At 61.6% G+C, this 14,495-nt stretch carries 17 protein-coding genes; 9 read left to right on the plus strand and 8 right to left on the minus strand.

The window, feature by feature from the left end; genetic code table 11:
• Positions 1-154: 154 nt before the first annotated feature.
• The 7 genes from KUV51_RS01440 (at position 155) to KUV51_RS01470 (ending at position 6,610) form a co-directional block, all read left to right on the plus strand.
• Positions 155-715: a F0F1 ATP synthase subunit delta gene (locus tag KUV51_RS01440; RefSeq protein WP_222519842.1), complete on the plus strand. Its 561-nt coding sequence runs from the start codon at positions 155-157 to the stop codon at positions 713-715.
• Positions 716-2,257 carry a F0F1 ATP synthase subunit alpha gene (atpA, locus tag KUV51_RS01445; RefSeq protein ID WP_222519843.1) on the plus strand — a complete coding sequence of 514 codons (1,542 nt, stop codon included), beginning with the start codon at positions 716-718 and terminating at the stop codon, positions 2,255-2,257.
• 12 nt (positions 2,258-2,269) lie between these two features.
• Positions 2,270-3,142 carry a F0F1 ATP synthase subunit gamma gene (locus KUV51_RS01450; RefSeq protein ID WP_222519844.1) on the plus strand — a complete coding sequence of 291 codons (873 nt, stop codon included), beginning with the start codon at positions 2,270-2,272 and terminating at the stop codon, positions 3,140-3,142.
• Between the two features lie 20 nt (positions 3,143-3,162).
• On the plus strand, positions 3,163-4,587 hold the full coding sequence (atpD, locus tag KUV51_RS01455; protein WP_222519845.1) for a F0F1 ATP synthase subunit beta: 1,425 nt from the start codon (positions 3,163-3,165) through the stop codon (positions 4,585-4,587).
• An 86-nt stretch (positions 4,588-4,673) separates the two neighbouring features.
• The gene (locus tag KUV51_RS01460; RefSeq protein ID WP_222519846.1) at positions 4,674-5,099 is read left to right on the plus strand and encodes a F0F1 ATP synthase subunit epsilon; all 426 of its coding nucleotides are present in this window, start codon (positions 4,674-4,676) and stop codon (positions 5,097-5,099) included.
• 115 nt (positions 5,100-5,214) lie between these two features.
• A complete protein-coding gene (locus tag KUV51_RS01465) occupies positions 5,215-5,565 on the plus strand; it encodes an H-type lectin domain-containing protein (protein ID WP_222519847.1) in 351 nt (116 codons plus the stop codon).
• Positions 5,566-5,716: 151 nt separating this feature from the next.
• Entirely contained in the window at positions 5,717-6,610 is an 894-nt protein-coding gene (locus KUV51_RS01470; protein WP_222519848.1) for an ornithine carbamoyltransferase, read from the plus strand.
• Between the two features lie 67 nt (positions 6,611-6,677).
• Here the strand turns inward: KUV51_RS01470 and KUV51_RS01475 are convergent, their stop codons facing one another.
• From KUV51_RS01475 to KUV51_RS01495, 5 genes are all read right to left on the minus strand, one after another.
• Positions 6,678-7,406 (minus strand): amino acid ABC transporter ATP-binding protein, encoded by a 729-nt coding sequence (locus KUV51_RS01475; RefSeq protein ID WP_222519849.1) that lies wholly within the window; start codon positions 7,404-7,406, stop codon positions 6,678-6,680.
• On the minus strand, positions 7,393-8,202 hold the full coding sequence (locus tag KUV51_RS01480; protein ID WP_222519850.1) for an amino acid ABC transporter permease: 810 nt from the start codon (positions 8,200-8,202) through the stop codon (positions 7,393-7,395). Before KUV51_RS01480 ends, KUV51_RS01475 begins: the two co-directional genes overlap by 14 nt.
• Positions 8,199-9,014, minus strand: coding sequence for an ABC transporter substrate-binding protein (locus tag KUV51_RS01485; RefSeq protein WP_222519851.1), 816 nt, complete (start codon positions 9,012-9,014; stop codon positions 8,199-8,201). The genes KUV51_RS01480 and KUV51_RS01485 overlap by 4 nt, the downstream gene beginning before the upstream one ends.
• A gap of 115 nt (positions 9,015-9,129) precedes the next feature.
• Entirely contained in the window at positions 9,130-9,693 is a 564-nt protein-coding gene (locus KUV51_RS01490) for a hypothetical protein (RefSeq protein ID WP_222519852.1), read from the minus strand.
• Positions 9,690-10,709, minus strand: a complete 1,020-nt coding sequence (locus tag KUV51_RS01495; RefSeq protein ID WP_222519853.1) for a ribose-phosphate pyrophosphokinase — start codon at positions 10,707-10,709, stop codon at positions 9,690-9,692. Before KUV51_RS01495 ends, KUV51_RS01490 begins: the two co-directional genes overlap by 4 nt.
• 105 nt (positions 10,710-10,814) lie before the next feature.
• Between KUV51_RS01495 and KUV51_RS01500 the strand changes: the two genes are divergently transcribed.
• Together KUV51_RS01500 and KUV51_RS01505 are read left to right on the plus strand one after the other, a co-directional pair.
• Positions 10,815-11,414: a 2-hydroxychromene-2-carboxylate isomerase gene (locus KUV51_RS01500; RefSeq protein ID WP_222519854.1), complete on the plus strand. Its 600-nt coding sequence runs from the start codon at positions 10,815-10,817 to the stop codon at positions 11,412-11,414.
• Positions 11,411-12,235, plus strand: a complete 825-nt coding sequence (locus KUV51_RS01505) for an alpha/beta fold hydrolase (protein ID WP_222519855.1) — start codon at positions 11,411-11,413, stop codon at positions 12,233-12,235. The genes KUV51_RS01500 and KUV51_RS01505 overlap by 4 nt, the downstream gene beginning before the upstream one ends.
• A 212-nt stretch (positions 12,236-12,447) precedes the next feature.
• Here KUV51_RS01505 and KUV51_RS01510 read toward each other — a convergent pair whose 3' ends face one another.
• From KUV51_RS01510 to KUV51_RS01520, 3 genes are all read right to left on the minus strand, one after another.
• Positions 12,448-12,918 (minus strand): YcgN family cysteine cluster protein, encoded by a 471-nt coding sequence (locus tag KUV51_RS01510; protein ID WP_222519856.1) that lies wholly within the window; start codon positions 12,916-12,918, stop codon positions 12,448-12,450.
• Positions 12,915-13,847 (minus strand): bifunctional riboflavin kinase/FAD synthetase, encoded by a 933-nt coding sequence (locus KUV51_RS01515; protein WP_222519857.1) that lies wholly within the window; start codon positions 13,845-13,847, stop codon positions 12,915-12,917. Before KUV51_RS01515 ends, KUV51_RS01510 begins: the two co-directional genes overlap by 4 nt.
• A 123-nt stretch (positions 13,848-13,970) precedes the next feature.
• Positions 13,971-14,414, minus strand: a complete 444-nt coding sequence (locus tag KUV51_RS01520) for a MaoC family dehydratase (protein ID WP_222519858.1) — start codon at positions 14,412-14,414, stop codon at positions 13,971-13,973.
• Positions 14,415-14,495: the final 81 nt, after the last annotated feature.

A 14,495-nucleotide genomic window follows, 5' to 3' on the forward strand; every position in this document is an offset into this window, starting at 1 on the left:
GGAAGCGGTGTTCACGAACACATGTTGCGGGGTGACAAACCCTCTGCTACATCCCCCCTGATTTTCACGCCTTGGCCAAAATCAGGGCGGTCCAACACCCCGGGCCACGCATCCCTCGTGCAGCAATCCGGGCCAAGACATCGAAAGGGTGGACGTGTCCGAACCAGCTTCGATCTCCACAGGCATCGCAGCCCGCTATGCCACAGCTGTCTACGAACTTGCCAAGGAAGGCAAAGCCGTAAAAAAACTCGAAGGCGACATTGAAACCCTGACAGCCGCAATGGCCGACAGCGGTGATTTCAATGCCCTGATCCACTCGCCCGTCTACAGCCGGGAAGAGCAGGCCGCCGCCATCACTGCCATCGCGAAAAAAGCCAAGCTGACGGACCTGACGGCCAACACGCTGGCGCTCATGGCTGAAAAGCGTCGCCTGTTCGTGCTGCCGCAACTGGTGCAGGCGCTGCGCGAAGTGATTGCCGAAGACAAGGGCGAGCTGACCGCTGACGTGACAAGTGCCAAGGCGCTGACCAAGACGCAGTCGGACAAACTCGCCAAGACGCTCAAGGCCCGCATGGGCAAGGACGTCACCATCAATGCCTCCGTCGATGAAAGCCTCATCGGCGGTTTGATCGTTAAAGTGGGCTCGAAGATGATCGACACGTCGATCCGCTCCAAGCTCGCTTCACTCCAGAATGCAATGAAAGAGGTCGGATAAATGGGTATCCAAGCAGCAGAGATTTCTGCGATCCTGAAAGACCAGATCAAGAACTTTGGTCAGGAAGCAGAAGTGGCCGAAGTGGGCCGCGTTTTGTCGGTGGGTGACGGGATTGCCCGCGTCTACGGCCTCGACAACGTGCAAGCCGGTGAGATGGTTGAATTCCCCGGCGGCATTCAGGGCATGGCGCTGAACCTCGAAAACGACAACGTCGGCGTCGTGATCTTCGGCTCCGACCGCGACATCAAAGAAGGCGACACCGTCAAGCGCACCAACTCCATCGTGGACGTGCCCGCCGGTGATGAACTGCTGGGCCGCGTTGTGGACGGTCTGGGCAACCCGCTGGACGGCAAGGGTCCGATCAACGCCTCCGAGCGTCGCGTCGCAGATGTGAAAGCGCCCGGCATCATCCCGCGTAAATCGGTGCACGAGCCGATGGCGACCGGCCTCAAGGCCGTGGACGCGATGATCCCGATTGGCCGTGGCCAGCGCGAACTGATCATTGGCGACCGTCAGACCGGCAAGACCGCCGTGGCGCTCGACGCGATCCTGAACCAGAAATCCTACAACGACGCAGCCGGCGATGATGAGAGCAAGAAGCTCTACTGCATCTACGTCGCCGTCGGCCAGAAGCGTTCGACCGTGGCGCAGCTGGTGAAGAAACTGGAAGAATCCGGTGCGATCGACTACTCGATCGTCGTGGCAGCCACCGCATCCGACCCCGCGCCCATGCAGTTCCTGGCGCCCTATGCCGCGACCGCAATGGCGGAATACTTCCGTGACAACGGCCGCCATGCGCTGATCATCTATGATGACCTGTCCAAGCAGGCCGTGTCCTACCGCCAGATGTCGCTGCTGCTGCGCCGCCCGCCGGGCCGCGAAGCCTATCCTGGCGACGTTTTCTACCTTCACTCGCGCCTGCTGGAACGTTCGGCCAAGCTGAACGAAGACAACGGCGCAGGCTCGTTGACGGCTCTGCCGATCATCGAAACCCAGGGCGGCGACGTGTCGGCCTTTATCCCGACCAACGTGATCTCGATCACCGACGGCCAGATCTTCCTTGAAACGGAACTGTTCTACCAGGGCATCCGCCCCGCCGTGAACACCGGTCTGTCCGTGAGCCGCGTGGGGTCCTCGGCGCAAACAGACGCGATGTCGTCCGTTGCCGGTCCGGTGAAACTGTCGCTGGCCCAATATCGCGAAATGGCGGCCTTCGCCCAGTTCGGCTCCGACCTGGATGCGGCAACCCAGCAGCTGCTGAACCGTGGCGCACGCCTGACCGAGCTGATGAAGCAAGCGCAATACGCGCCGCTGACCAACGCAGAGATTGTCTGCGTGATCTTTGCAGGCACCAACGGCTACCTCGACAACATCGAAGTCAGCGAAGTGGGCAAGTTCGAAGCTGGTCTGCTGGCCTTCCTGCGCTCGCAGAAAGCCGACTTCCTGAAGTGGATCGCGGACGAAGATCCCAAGTTCAAGGGCGGCGAGAATGTCGACAAGATGAAGGCGGTCCTCGACGAGTTCGCTTCGACCTTCGCATAAGGAGATCGGGCAATGCCAAATCTCAAGGACCTGAAAAACAGGATCGAAAGCGTGAAATCCACGCGGAAGATCACCAAGGCCATGCAGATGGTGGCCGCCGCAAAACTGCGGCGGGCACAGGAAGCGGCCGAGATGTCGCGCCCCTATGCCGAACGGTTCACTGCCGTCATGGCGGGGCTGGCATCGGCTGCGGCTGGCTCTGACAGCGCACCCAAGCTGTTGTCGGGCACCGGCTCGGACCAGACCCACCTCCTGGTGGTGATGACAGCCGAGCGTGGCCTGTGCGGTGGTTTCAACACCAACATCGCCAAGCTGGCCAAGGCCAAGGCGGCAGAACTGATCGCCGCAGGCAAGACCGTCAAGATCCTGACGGTCGGCAAGAAGGGCCGCGATCAGCTCAAGCGCGACTACGAGGACAACTTCGTCGGTCACGTGGACCTGACCGAGGTCAAGCGGATGTCCTACGCGGACGCCCAGGGCGTGGCCAAGGATGTGCTGGGCCGCTTCGATGCGGGCGAATTTGACGTGGCGACGATCTTCTTCTCGAAGTTCCAGAACGTCGTGACGCAGATCCCGACCGCGCAACAGATCATCCCGTTCGCAATCCCCGAGGACTACGAAGGGGCCGACACGCTCTATGATTACGAGCCGGACGAAGAGGCGATCCTCGCCGACCTTCTGCCGCGCGGCGTGGCCACGGCGATCTTCTCTGGCCTGCTCGAAAACGGCGCCTCCGAACAGGGCGCCCGGATGAGCGCCATGGACAACGCGACCCGCAACGCGGGCGAGATGATCGACAAGCTGACCATCGAATTCAACCGCTCGCGTCAGGCCGTGATCACCAACGAGCTGATTGAAATCATTTCGGGCGCGGAAGCGCTCTAAAGACACCCGGAGACGAGATAATGGCAAACGCTAAAGGTAAAGTAACACAAGTCATCGGGGCCGTCGTCGACGTGCAGTTCGATGACCACCTGCCAGAGATTCTGAACGCTCTGGAAACCGACAACAACGGCAACAAGCTGGTGCTTGAGGTTGCGCAACACCTCGGTGAAAATACTGTCCGCACCATCGCGATGGACAGCTCCGAAGGTCTGGTGCGCGGTCAGGAAGTCACCGACACCGACGGCCCGATCATGGTGCCCGTGGGTCCCAAGACGCTCGGCCGCATCCTGAACGTCGTGGGCGAGCCCGTGGACGAAGGTGGCCCCGTCGCCGCCGAGGAAAAGCGCGCGATCCACGCGCCTGCGCCTGAGTTCGCTGAACAGTCGACCGAGTCCGAAATCCTCGTGACTGGGATCAAGGTTGTGGACCTGCTGGCCCCCTATTCGAAGGGCGGCAAAATTGGCCTCTTCGGCGGTGCTGGCGTGGGCAAGACCGTTCTGATCATGGAACTGATCAACAACATCGCGAAAGTGCACTCGGGTTACTCGGTGTTCGCCGGTGTGGGTGAACGGACGCGTGAGGGCAACGACCTCTATCACGAGATGATCGAATCCAACGTGATCAAGCCCGACAACCTCGAAGAAAGCCAAGTGGCTCTGGTCTACGGCCAGATGAACGAGCCTCCCGGTGCGCGTGCCCGTGTGGCCCTGACCGGTCTGACGCTGGCGGAACAGTTCCGCGACGCATCGGGTACCGACGTTCTGTTCTTCGTGGACAACATCTTCCGCTTTACCCAAGCGGGCTCCGAGGTGTCGGCTCTGCTCGGTCGTATCCCCTCGGCGGTGGGCTACCAGCCGACGCTGGCCACCGACATGGGTGCGATGCAGGAACGGATCACCTCGACCAAGTCGGGTTCGATCACCTCGATCCAGGCTGTGTACGTGCCTGCGGACGACCTTACCGACCCCGCACCTGCAACCACCTTTGCTCACTTGGACGCGACAACCGTTCTGTCCCGTGCGATCTCCGAGCTGGGGATCTACCCCGCCGTGGACCCGCTCGACAGCTCCTCGCGCCTGATGGACCCGCAGATCGTGGGTGAAGAGCACTACAAGGTGGCCTCGGACGTGCAGCAGATCCTGCAGCGCTACAAGTCGCTTCAGGACATCATCGCCATCCTCGGGATGGACGAACTGTCGGAAGAGGACAAGCTGACCGTGGCGCGTGCCCGCAAGATCCAGCGCTTCCTGTCGCAGCCCTTCGACGTGGCGAAAGTGTTCACCGGCTCCGACGGTGTGCAGGTCCCGCTGGAAGACACGATTGCCTCGTTCAAGGCAGTTGTGGCCGGCGAATACGACCATCTGCCCGAAGGCGCCTTCTACATGGTGGGCGGCATCGACGAGGTGAAAGCCAAAGCCGAGAAGATGGCAGCCGACGCAGCCTAATCGTAAGGCGGGTTTAAACCCGCCCTACATCTCAATCTCCGGGCGTAGGGCGGGGGTCTCCCCGCCGCCCCAAATAGGAGAAGACGATGCAATTTGATTTGGTATCGCCCGAGCGCAGCCTCGCGTCCATGGATGCGACAGCCGTGCAAATTCCCGGTGCCGATGGCGACATGACCGTGATGGCCGACCACGCCCCCACGATCACGACCCTGCGCCCCGGCGTGCTCAAGGTCGAGGCGGGCAGCGAAACCCACGAATACGTGGTGACCGGCGGCTTTGCCGAGATTGGTGCTGCTGGCGTGTCGGTTCTGGCGGAACGTGCCGTGGCCAAGGGTGACATGACCCAGGACCAGATGGACGCCATGTTCGACGAAGCGCAGGACATCTACAACCGCGCCAAGGACAACTTCCAGAACGAACCGGGTCCTGTCGATGACGCAGCCAAGCTGCTCGCCGACATGGTCGCCATGGGCGGAGAGATCGGGCTCGGCACCAAGCAGCCGAACCTCTGACCCTTCGACACCGAATGGACAAGGGCCTCGCATTTCGCGGGGCCTTTTCACTTTTTTAGCCTTAAAATGCGACGGTGACGTGTTACGACATTGTGACACTCAAAAGAACGACCAGATGAAACGACTGCGCAACCACCTGATTGGGATCGATCAAGGCGATACGGTCCTGTTTTCCGACTTCGAAGACGGGGGCGAGATGTGGACCGGCCGCGGCCAACGCGAACGCCGCCGCCGCATCGCATTTTCCGAACCGTTCCGGACGGAGCCGTCGGTGCACGTCTCCATCTCCATGTGGGACGTCGACGCGGAAACGCCAGTGCGGGCTGACGTGGCCGCGGAAACGATCACGCAGGACGGGTTTGACCTGGTCTTTCGCACCTGGGGTGACACAAGGGTCGCCCGCGTGCGCCTCGCCTGGATGGCCATGGGAGAGCTGCGGCAGGCAGACGACTGGGACCTGTACTAGGACTGAGCGCGGGATTTCGCCTCCAAACCCGTCTTGACGACACGCGACAACGCCGACCTCAAGGTCCAAAGCAGGATACGTGCTTTCTGCCTTCGCACAGCCGGTCTAGTCTGCGCGTTAAAGGCAAAGCTGCGCAACGCGATGAACCCCGATGATCAACGCCCAAGATTTGCTGTCGCTTTCCGATCTCGCCGCGGAGGAGATCGAGCATTTGGCAGAACGGGCGATCCAGCTTGAATGTGATTGGGTAAACAGATGCACGCCAAGGTCTCTGAACGGTGCGCGCATCGGTTCAATTGCCGAACTGCCCGGCTGGCGCAACCCGACGGCCCTGTCGCTCGGTGTGGCAGAGATGGGCGGGACATGCGTCACGGTCACTGCCGGGCTCGAGGGCGCGGAAGAACTGCATGACCTCGCGGCCTACATGGACAACTGGTTCGATCTGCTCGCCGTCCGAACGCCCAGCCTTGAAAAACTGCGGCGTTTTGCAGACGCTCTTGCGTGTCCCGTCCTGAATCTCAGGACCAATGACAATCATCCCTGTGAGGTTCTGGGCGATCTTGCCTTTGCACTCTCGGTGAGAGGCTCCTGGGATGGCATGACCGTGGCAATGGTCGGCCCCGCAGCCAATATCGCGCAATCGTGGATCGAAGCCGCCTCTGTCTTGCCGATCAACGTCATTCAGGTAACCCCGGCAGGATTTGGGTTCTCGCCCGACACTCTTCCAGATCGCGCGCGGGTGTCGTCTGATCCGGCCGTGATCAGCGACGCTGACATGATCGTCACAGATTGCTGGCCAAGCGGCATCTCGGCGGACGCGGAATGCGAATTCCAGCGCTTCCGGATCACATCCGAAACACTGGATCGCGCAAAGTCGGATGTCCTGTTCGTGCCTTGTCCACCCGTGACACGGAACGAGGAGGTCAGCGCGGATGCAATGGAACACCCGCGCTGCGTTGCCACGCGGGCCAAGGCTTACCTGATGCACGCCCAGAATGCGTATGTGGAAGCGGCGCTGGCCGGCAAATCAAAAGGCCGTTGTTGACCGTCCATCACAGTCCCCGGCGCATGAGGTACTCGGGCACCTTCAACAGGCCCCATTTTTCGAAAACCTACCGCAACACGCTCGCCAGGAATTTCCGGGTCCGCTCCCGCTCCGGCGCAGAGAATATCGCGTCGGGCGCACCTTCCTCTGCCACGACACCCTGATCCATGAACACCACCCGGTCCGCGACTTCACGGGCAAAGGCCATCTCGTGTGTGGCCAGCACCATCGTCATCCCGTCATCCCGCAATTGGCGCAGCACATCCAGCACCTCGCCCACCAGTTCCGGGTCCAGGGCGGATGTGATCTCGTCCAGCAGCATCGTCTGGGGACGCATCGCCAGTGCCCGGATCACCGCGACCCGCTGTTGCTGACCACCGGACAACTGGTCGGGGTATTTATTGATGTGATCGGCCAACCCGAACCGGACAAACAATGCCTCGATCCGGTCCCGCGCGTCCTCTCCCAGCACGCGGCGGGGGGCGAGGGCGACGTTCTCATAGGCCGTCATATGCGGAAACAGGTTGAAGCTCTGGAACACGATGCCGATGCGCTGGCGTACGGGGGCGAGGTCGAAACCGGGCTCGGCAATGTCCACACCGTCCAGCCACACTTCGCCATCGTCGACGGGCTCCAACCCATTCATGCAGCGCAACAGCGTCGATTTGCCCGATCCGGACGCGCCGATCAGGCACACCATCTCGCCCGGTGCGATGTCCAGGTCGATGCCACGCAGCACCTGCACGTCGTCAAAGCTTTTCGTCACGCCGCGCAGGGACAGTCTAGGATCTTGCATTGCGGTCCCTGTTCAGCAGGTAGTCGGCATAGCGGGTGGCTGGCACGGTCACACACAAAAAGATGACGGCGGCGACGACATAGGGCGTGAAATTCGCCAGGAGCGATTTGAAGATCCCGGCCTGCCGCAAGATCTCGACCGGCCCGATGAAACTCAGCAGTGCCACGTCCTTCTGCAACGCCACCAGCATGTTCATGTTGGCAGGCACCACGCGGCGGATCGCTTGGGGCAGGATGACAAAGCGCATCGTGTCCCGTTCGCTCAGGCCCAGGCAGATGGCCGCATTGCGCTGGCTGGCATGGATGCTTTCGATCCCCGACCGCAGCACCTCGGCCACGTAGGCCGAATAGGTCAGCACAAGTGCCACGGTGCCCCAGATATAGGGCGAGTTCCACGGGCGCGACAGGCCAAGCCCCGGAATGCCGAAGCCGACAAGGTAGACCAGCAGGACGACGGGAATGCCGCGAAACAGATCGACATAGACCGCGCCGAAGATGCGCAAGGGAAAGAGCGCCGGGTTGGTGTTGCCGCGTGCGAGCGCAATGGCCAGACCCATGGCAAAGATCATCGGCACCGACCACGCAAAGATCGCCACATCCAGCAGGAAGGCGCGCAAGAGGTCGGGGAACACCCGCACGAACACCTCGCCATCAAAGAAGGAGGCGCGCACCGCCTCCCACCCTGGCGCCAGCGGGACAAGCACAATGACAAGGGCCAGCACGATCAAGGTGCTGACCCCCGCAATCAAGTTGGCCCGGCGCCTCTGCCGGGCTTCATACGCGCCGCGTCTGCTCACCGGATCAGCGGAACCCCGGTGGCTTCCTGCAGCCACTGCGCCTCGATCTCGGCGAGCTTGCCGCTCTCGGTCATGGCAGCCAGCGCCTCGTCCACGCACGCCTTCAGCTCGGACCCTTCGGGCATCAGCATCCCGAACTGATCCGGGTTCTCTGCCGCCGCCGGATCAAACTGCCCCAGGATCGCGCCACCCTCGACCACGACGGCCGACAGGTAAAGGGCTGTGGGCAGATCAAACAGGGCCGCATCAATCTGCCCCGCCTGAATGGCCGCGGTGACATTGGCGTTGTCGTCATAGACCAGCGGGCTGGCATCAGGCTCGATCACTTCCATGACGATGGGCAGGGCGGTCGCGGATGCGACAACACCCCATTTCAACACTTTCAGGCTCTCCATCGTGGCCGTGGCCCCGCCATCGACAATGGCCTTCGTGGTCAGAACGGCCTGCGGCGCGGTGTAGTAGGGCGACGAGAAATCGACCACCTTGTCCCGGTCCTCGGTGATGGAATATTGCTGCATGTTCAGATCGAAATTCTTGGCGCCGGGCTGGATCGCCTCGTCAAAGGACGTGCGCACCCATGTCACGTCCTCCGCCGCAAACCCCATCTCCTCGGCCAGCGCATAAGCCACCGCAGCCTCGAACCCCTCACCGGCCTCGGGCGCGTCATTCAGCACCCAAGGGTAATAGGCAGGGTTGCCCGTCGCGATGGTCAGCGTGCCGTCGGTCAGTGTCTTTCCGGCGGCACAATGGCCCGCCGCCAAAGCGCCGCTGGCAAGGGTGCTCAGCACGGCAGCGGTCAGAATGGTCTTCATGTGAAATCTCCCCATCATTTTGCCCGGATATTCAGGCAAGGGGGCAGGGCTGTCCAGTGCCGAGCGATACGCGGCGCAGGGATACCCGCCCGCGGTGCCACAAACATAGGCGCCATCAAACCGTAATGGTGCGCGACCATGCCAGCGGGATCGATCCACGATGCAGCACATGCGGGATGCCGACAAACATCAGGGGCGGCGTGCCCAGTTGCGCCATCTCCGCCATGTAGCTGCGCGCACCGGCCGACACATGCCCGAGCGTCTCAAGCCGTTCACTGGAGTAGGGAACAACGTCCGTCATGGCGACGCTGTAATCGGGCGGAGAGGTCGGCTTGGCCGTATCGGAATAAAGCCAGATGCACATGCGGTCCGCACGCGCATCAAAACGTGCCGCATCAAAGGCCAGGAAACGGTGCCCGGTCTCCGGCCAGCCCAGACCGTTTTCTAGCCGCGCCGCCCGCAAAGCCTCCGGATGGACAGGGGACAGCATCACGCAATCGGCCCAGACGCAGCCAAGTTCGGGCAATGGGCGCTGCGGCGCCCCCATGCGGTTCTGATACTTGCGCATCGCGCGCGCATGAATGTCAGGTTGCGCGGACTGCAGGTCAGACAGCGGCAACAAATCCGTCCCCCTCAGATCGGGGGGACACCAGTGGAAAAGCTGCAGCCGATCGCTCACTCGGCGGCGTACATGCCGTCATAGATGGGCGACAGCGTCTCGGCCTCGAACAGCGACGACACCGACGTGCCATGCCAGATGTTCAGGATCGCCTGCGCAAACACCGGCGCAGTCGGCACGATGCGAATGTTCGGCGCAGCTTTCACGGCCTCGGTCGGCTGAATGCTGTCGGTGATGACCAACGATTTCATCACGGACTTCGTCACCCGATCCACGGCAGGGCCCGACAGCACACCATGGGTGATGTAGGAGTGCACCTCTTTGGCCCCGTTCTCCATCAACACCTCGGCCGCCTTGCACAGCGTCCCGGCGGTGTCACAGATGTCGTCCACGATGACACAGGTCTTGCCGGTGACATCGCCAATGACGGTCATCTCGGCCACTTCGCCCGCCTTCTCGCGGCGCTTGTCGACAATCGACAACGGTGCATTGATCCGCTTGGCCAGATCACGGGCACGCGCCACACCGCCCACGTCAGGCGACACGATCATCACGTCTTCCATGCTGCCCGCAAACTGGGTCTTCAGATCCAGCGCAAACACGGGCGAGGCATAAAGGTTGTCCACCGGAATATCGAAGAACCCCTGGATCTGAGCGGCATGCAGGTCCATGGTCAGCACCCGCTCGATCCCCGCACCTACCAGCATATTGGCCACCAGCTTCGACGAAATCGGCGTCCGCGCCTTGCTGCGCCGATCCTGCCGCGCATAGCCAAAATACGGGATCACTGCGGTGATCCGCGCCGCTGACGACCGGCGCAGCGCATCACACATGATCAGCAGCTCCATCAGGTTGTCATTTGCGGGGTTCGATGTTGGCTGGATGATGAACATGTCCTCACCCCGCACATTCTCGAACACCTCGACGAAAATCTCACCGTCGTTGAAACGCTCCACGCGGGCATCCACCAGCCCCACGTTCACACCGCGATGCAGCGACATGCGCCGCGCAATTGCGTTTGCCAATGGCAGATTGGCATTGCCCGAGATCAGCTTGGGCTCTTGAATGGTCGGCATGTCGTATCCCCGCGCAGCACGATTGTGACAGATTCGTGATGTTGACTCCGCTTAACACGGGGGTACCGTCCCGCGAAACAGCAGACCCCACGACCGAGGACGAAAATGCCCCACATCGACTATTATTTTGCAACGCTGTCTCCCTACACCTACCTGGCCGGGAAACGGTTCGAGGCGCTGGCCGACAAACATGGGGCTACAGTGACCTACAAACCGCTTGATGTGATTGCACTTTTCGGACGGACCGGCGGCACCCCGCCCAAGGACCGGCACATCAACCGTGTCGAATACCGGGCACAGGAACTCGTCCGGCAGGCCAAGAAATACGACATGCCGTTCAAGCTGAAACCCGCCCACTGGCCGACCAACGCCGCGCCATCCTCCTACGCGATCATCGCGGCACAGAACGCGGGCGGGGGTGATCTGGGCACGCTAGTCCACGCCATCCTCCGCGCCGTCTGGGCGGAGGACAAGGACATCGCGCAGGACGACGTGATCAAATCCTGCCTGTCCGAAGCCGGGTTTGACCCAACACTTGCCGACAGCGGCCTCCTGTCCGGTGCCGAAACCTACGCCGCCAATCTCGAAGAAGCGGTGGACAAGGGTGTCTTCGGCGCCCCGTTCTACATCGTGGACGGCGACCAGCGGTTCTGGGGCCAGGACAAGCTCGAAGATCTCGACCTGCACCTCTCCGGCACATTGTGATCCCGCACTTTCACAGCCGGAGCTTCGGCTCCGGCCCGCGGCCCGCGCTCGCCATCCATTGCACGCTGGCCCACTCCGGCGCGTGGCGCGGCGTGGGGGCGGCGCTGGGCGACCGGCTGACGCTGCACGCCTTCGACCTGCCCAATCACGGCAAGTCGGGCGACTGGGACGGGCAGGGCATCCTGCACGACACCGCCACCGCCATGGCCTGCGCCGTGATGGACGACATCGGCCCGGACCCCATCGACATCATCGGCCACAGCTTTGGCGCAACGGTCGCGCTGCGGCTGGCGATCGAGCACCCCGAGCGTGTCCGCAGCGTCGCCATGTTCGAACCCGTCTTCTTCGCCCCCGCCATCGCGGACAATCCAGGCTTTGCCGACCGCTATGCCGCCGACACCGTCGATTTCGACGCAGCACTTGCAGCAGGTGATGACGAAAAGGCCGCGCGCGCCTTCAACCGCGCATGGGGCGACGGCCCACCCTGGGACACTATCCCGGCCCCGACGCGCCAGTACATGACCGACCGCATCCAGTTCGTCCGGCACAGCACGCCCACGGTCCTGCACGACAGCGCGGGCCTCCTCGCGCCCGGTCAGTTCGACCGCGCAACCATGCCCGCGCTCCTGATGGCGGGGGCCACGTCACCCTGGGCCGCCGAGGTGAATGGCGCCATCGCCCGCCGCTTGCCACACGTGCAGTCAGAGACATTGGACGGCGTGGGGCACATGGGGCCCATCACGCATCCGCAAACGGTGGCGAGGCTATGGTCAGCCTTCCTTGATCAGACTGTGCAACCGCGGCATATCACCGCTGATTAACCAATTTTATCAACGGCTTGTTAAGAGCTTTGGCAAAACACGCAGTTTTCACGTCAAAATGTGCAGTTTGCCAAAACGACCCCGAAAAGGGCCCGGATCGGGCGCCTAAAAACACGCAGTTTCGGCCCCAAAGTTCGCAGTTTCCAGAAAAAGGTATCGCACAGCACCGCGATCTCGCCGTCCAAATCCCAGGTTAACAGGGCGTACGGTGCTCAGGTCGGCTCATCAATGATGTGGTCTTCCCAATCGTCATCCGCCACATCAAATTCGCTCACGGTCCGCCCCTGCATAGACACGCCCGCCGCATGAACCGTCTCTGCCGTGCCGGAAATCAGCGGATGCCAGTCGAACAAGGGTTTTCCTTCATAAACAAGGCGATAGGCGCAGGTCTGCGGGATCCAGTATAGATGTTCCGCAATGTTCGACGGCTTCAAAACGATGCAATCCGGCACAAATTGATGCCGAACATCGTACTGCCCGCACCGGCACGTCTCATCATCCAGCAACCGACACGCCACCCGCGTCAGCGCAACCTCACCAGAGTCCTCATCTTCCAGCTTGTTCAAACAGCATTTTCCGCACCCGTCACACAACGCTTCCCACTCCTTGCGGGTCAGCTTGGTGATCGGTTTTTTCTCCCAAAAACGGGGGCTTAGCCCGTCGCGGTCAATCGGATCACTCATAGCGCGGCCAGGATCTCACGCGCCTGCGCACTGTCCGCATCCATCTGTGTGATCAGTGTGTCAACGCCATCAAATTTCACTTCCCCCCGCAAATGCGCCACCAGCGCAACGGACACAGGCGCGCCATATAAATCACCCGAGAAATCAAAGACATAAGTCTCAAGGTTGGGTTTGTTTTCCCCAAACATGGGCCGCACCCCCAAGGACGCGACACCGTGATAAGCGCCCTGATGCGGCCCTTCCAGCACGTCAAACAGCACCGCATACACCCCAAAGGCAGGGGGATGCAGACCATCAATCGACATGTTCGCGGTGGGGTAGCCAAGGGTCCGCCCCCGCTGCTCCCCACCGATGACAGGCCCCTCTATCCTGTGCCAGTGCCCCAGCATTTCCGCAGCATCTTGTGGCCGCCCGTTACTCAGCGCCTGCCGGATCGCGGTCGAGGACACGGTGTTTTCACCGTGCTCCAACAACGGCGCAATGGTCACGTCAAACCCCATCTCTGCCCCGTAGCGCACCAGATGCTCTGCCGTCCCGGCCCGCTTCCGCCCAAAGCAGAAATCAGCCCCCACAACCACGTGGCTCAGGCCCAAACCATCGCAGATCACATCCCGCGCAAACTCTTCAGGTTCCAACCCGGCAAGCCCGGAATGAAAAGGCAATTCAAAGAGATAGCGCAGCCCCATCTTCTCCAGCCGGCTCGCCCGCGCGGCCTGGCTCATCAGTCGAAAGGGCGGCGCGTCGGGGGCAAAGTACTCTCGTGGATGTGGCTCGAAGGTCAGCACCCCCAACGGCGCATCCGGCGCCGCACTCTGCGCCAGTTCTATGACGGACCGATGGCCCAAGTGCACACCATCGAAATTGCCGATGGCCACGCTCGCACCGCGATCGTCCGCGTCAACAAACTGATAGTCCCGGATAATCTTCATGACCCCTGCCTAGCCAAGCGACCAAACAAGGGCAAGCGCCCGTTTCTTCTGACTGAAAATACTACGGGGTGAGGCCGCAGGGCGAGGGGCAGCGCCCCTGAGCCCGTCAGCAATTACAAGGTGTTAGTCGAACTTCCGCGACGGCGCCAGCACAGTCGCCTCACCGATCAAAACCTTCTTGCCGTCCACGGCGCAGTGGCAATCCAGCTTCACCCGGCGCTTGGCAAAATCGATGTCGATCACCTTCACCTCGGCATAGACCATGTCGCCCGGACGCACGGGTGCAAGAAATTTTAACGATTGTCCCATATAGACCGTGCCGTGCCCTGGCAGCTGCTCACCAATCACGGCAGAGATCAGACCCGCAGTCAGCATCCCATGCGCGATACGACCCTGAAAGATCGTGTCTTGCGCATAGTCGTCGTCCAGATGGACCGGGTTCCGGTCGGTGGAGATCTGGGCAAACATCTCGATGTCCTCGTCCGTCACCACTTTGCGCAGGTGACGGGACATGCCCATCTCGATGTCTTCGATGCAGATCGTGCCGCGTGGCAGGTTGTCCAACATGGATCAGCTCCGGTAACTATATGACCGCTTGCCCGGCCTATACGCAATCTAATTACTTTGCGCGCGCAGAAAAGCAAGTCA

This window comes from Tateyamaria omphalii, assembly GCF_019802125.1.
Taxonomy (GTDB): domain Bacteria; phylum Pseudomonadota; class Alphaproteobacteria; order Rhodobacterales; family Rhodobacteraceae; genus Tateyamaria; species Tateyamaria omphalii_B.

What these genes read in the sequence shown, in the direction of transcription:
- atpA (WP_222519843.1), top strand. Translation starts at nt 716, where the DNA reads ATGGGTATCCAAGCAGCAGAGATTTCTGCGATCCTGAAAGACCAGATC.
- KUV51_RS01450 (WP_222519844.1), top strand. Translation starts at nt 2,270, where the DNA reads ATGCCAAATCTCAAGGACCTGAAAAACAGGATCGAAAGCGTGAAATCC.
- atpD (WP_222519845.1), top strand. Translation starts at nt 3,163, where the DNA reads ATGGCAAACGCTAAAGGTAAAGTAACACAAGTCATCGGGGCCGTCGTC.
- KUV51_RS01460 (WP_222519846.1), top strand. Translation starts at nt 4,674, where the DNA reads ATGCAATTTGATTTGGTATCGCCCGAGCGCAGCCTCGCGTCCATGGAT.
- KUV51_RS01465 (WP_222519847.1), top strand. Translation starts at nt 5,215, where the DNA reads ATGAAACGACTGCGCAACCACCTGATTGGGATCGATCAAGGCGATACG.
- KUV51_RS01470 (WP_222519848.1), top strand. Translation starts at nt 5,717, where the DNA reads ATGATCAACGCCCAAGATTTGCTGTCGCTTTCCGATCTCGCCGCGGAG.
- KUV51_RS01475 (WP_222519849.1), bottom strand. Translation starts at nt 7,406, where the DNA reads ATGCAAGATCCTAGACTGTCCCTGCGCGGCGTGACGAAAAGCTTTGAC.
- KUV51_RS01485 (WP_222519851.1), bottom strand. Translation starts at nt 9,014, where the DNA reads ATGAAGACCATTCTGACCGCTGCCGTGCTGAGCACCCTTGCCAGCGGC.
- KUV51_RS01495 (WP_222519853.1), bottom strand. Translation starts at nt 10,709, where the DNA reads ATGCCGACCATTCAAGAGCCCAAGCTGATCTCGGGCAATGCCAATCTG.
- KUV51_RS01500 (WP_222519854.1), top strand. Translation starts at nt 10,815, where the DNA reads ATGCCCCACATCGACTATTATTTTGCAACGCTGTCTCCCTACACCTAC.
- KUV51_RS01510 (WP_222519856.1), bottom strand. Translation starts at nt 12,918, where the DNA reads ATGAGTGATCCGATTGACCGCGACGGGCTAAGCCCCCGTTTTTGGGAG.
- KUV51_RS01515 (WP_222519857.1), bottom strand. Translation starts at nt 13,847, where the DNA reads ATGAAGATTATCCGGGACTATCAGTTTGTTGACGCGGACGATCGCGGT.
- KUV51_RS01520 (WP_222519858.1), bottom strand. Translation starts at nt 14,414, where the DNA reads ATGTTGGACAACCTGCCACGCGGCACGATCTGCATCGAAGACATCGAG.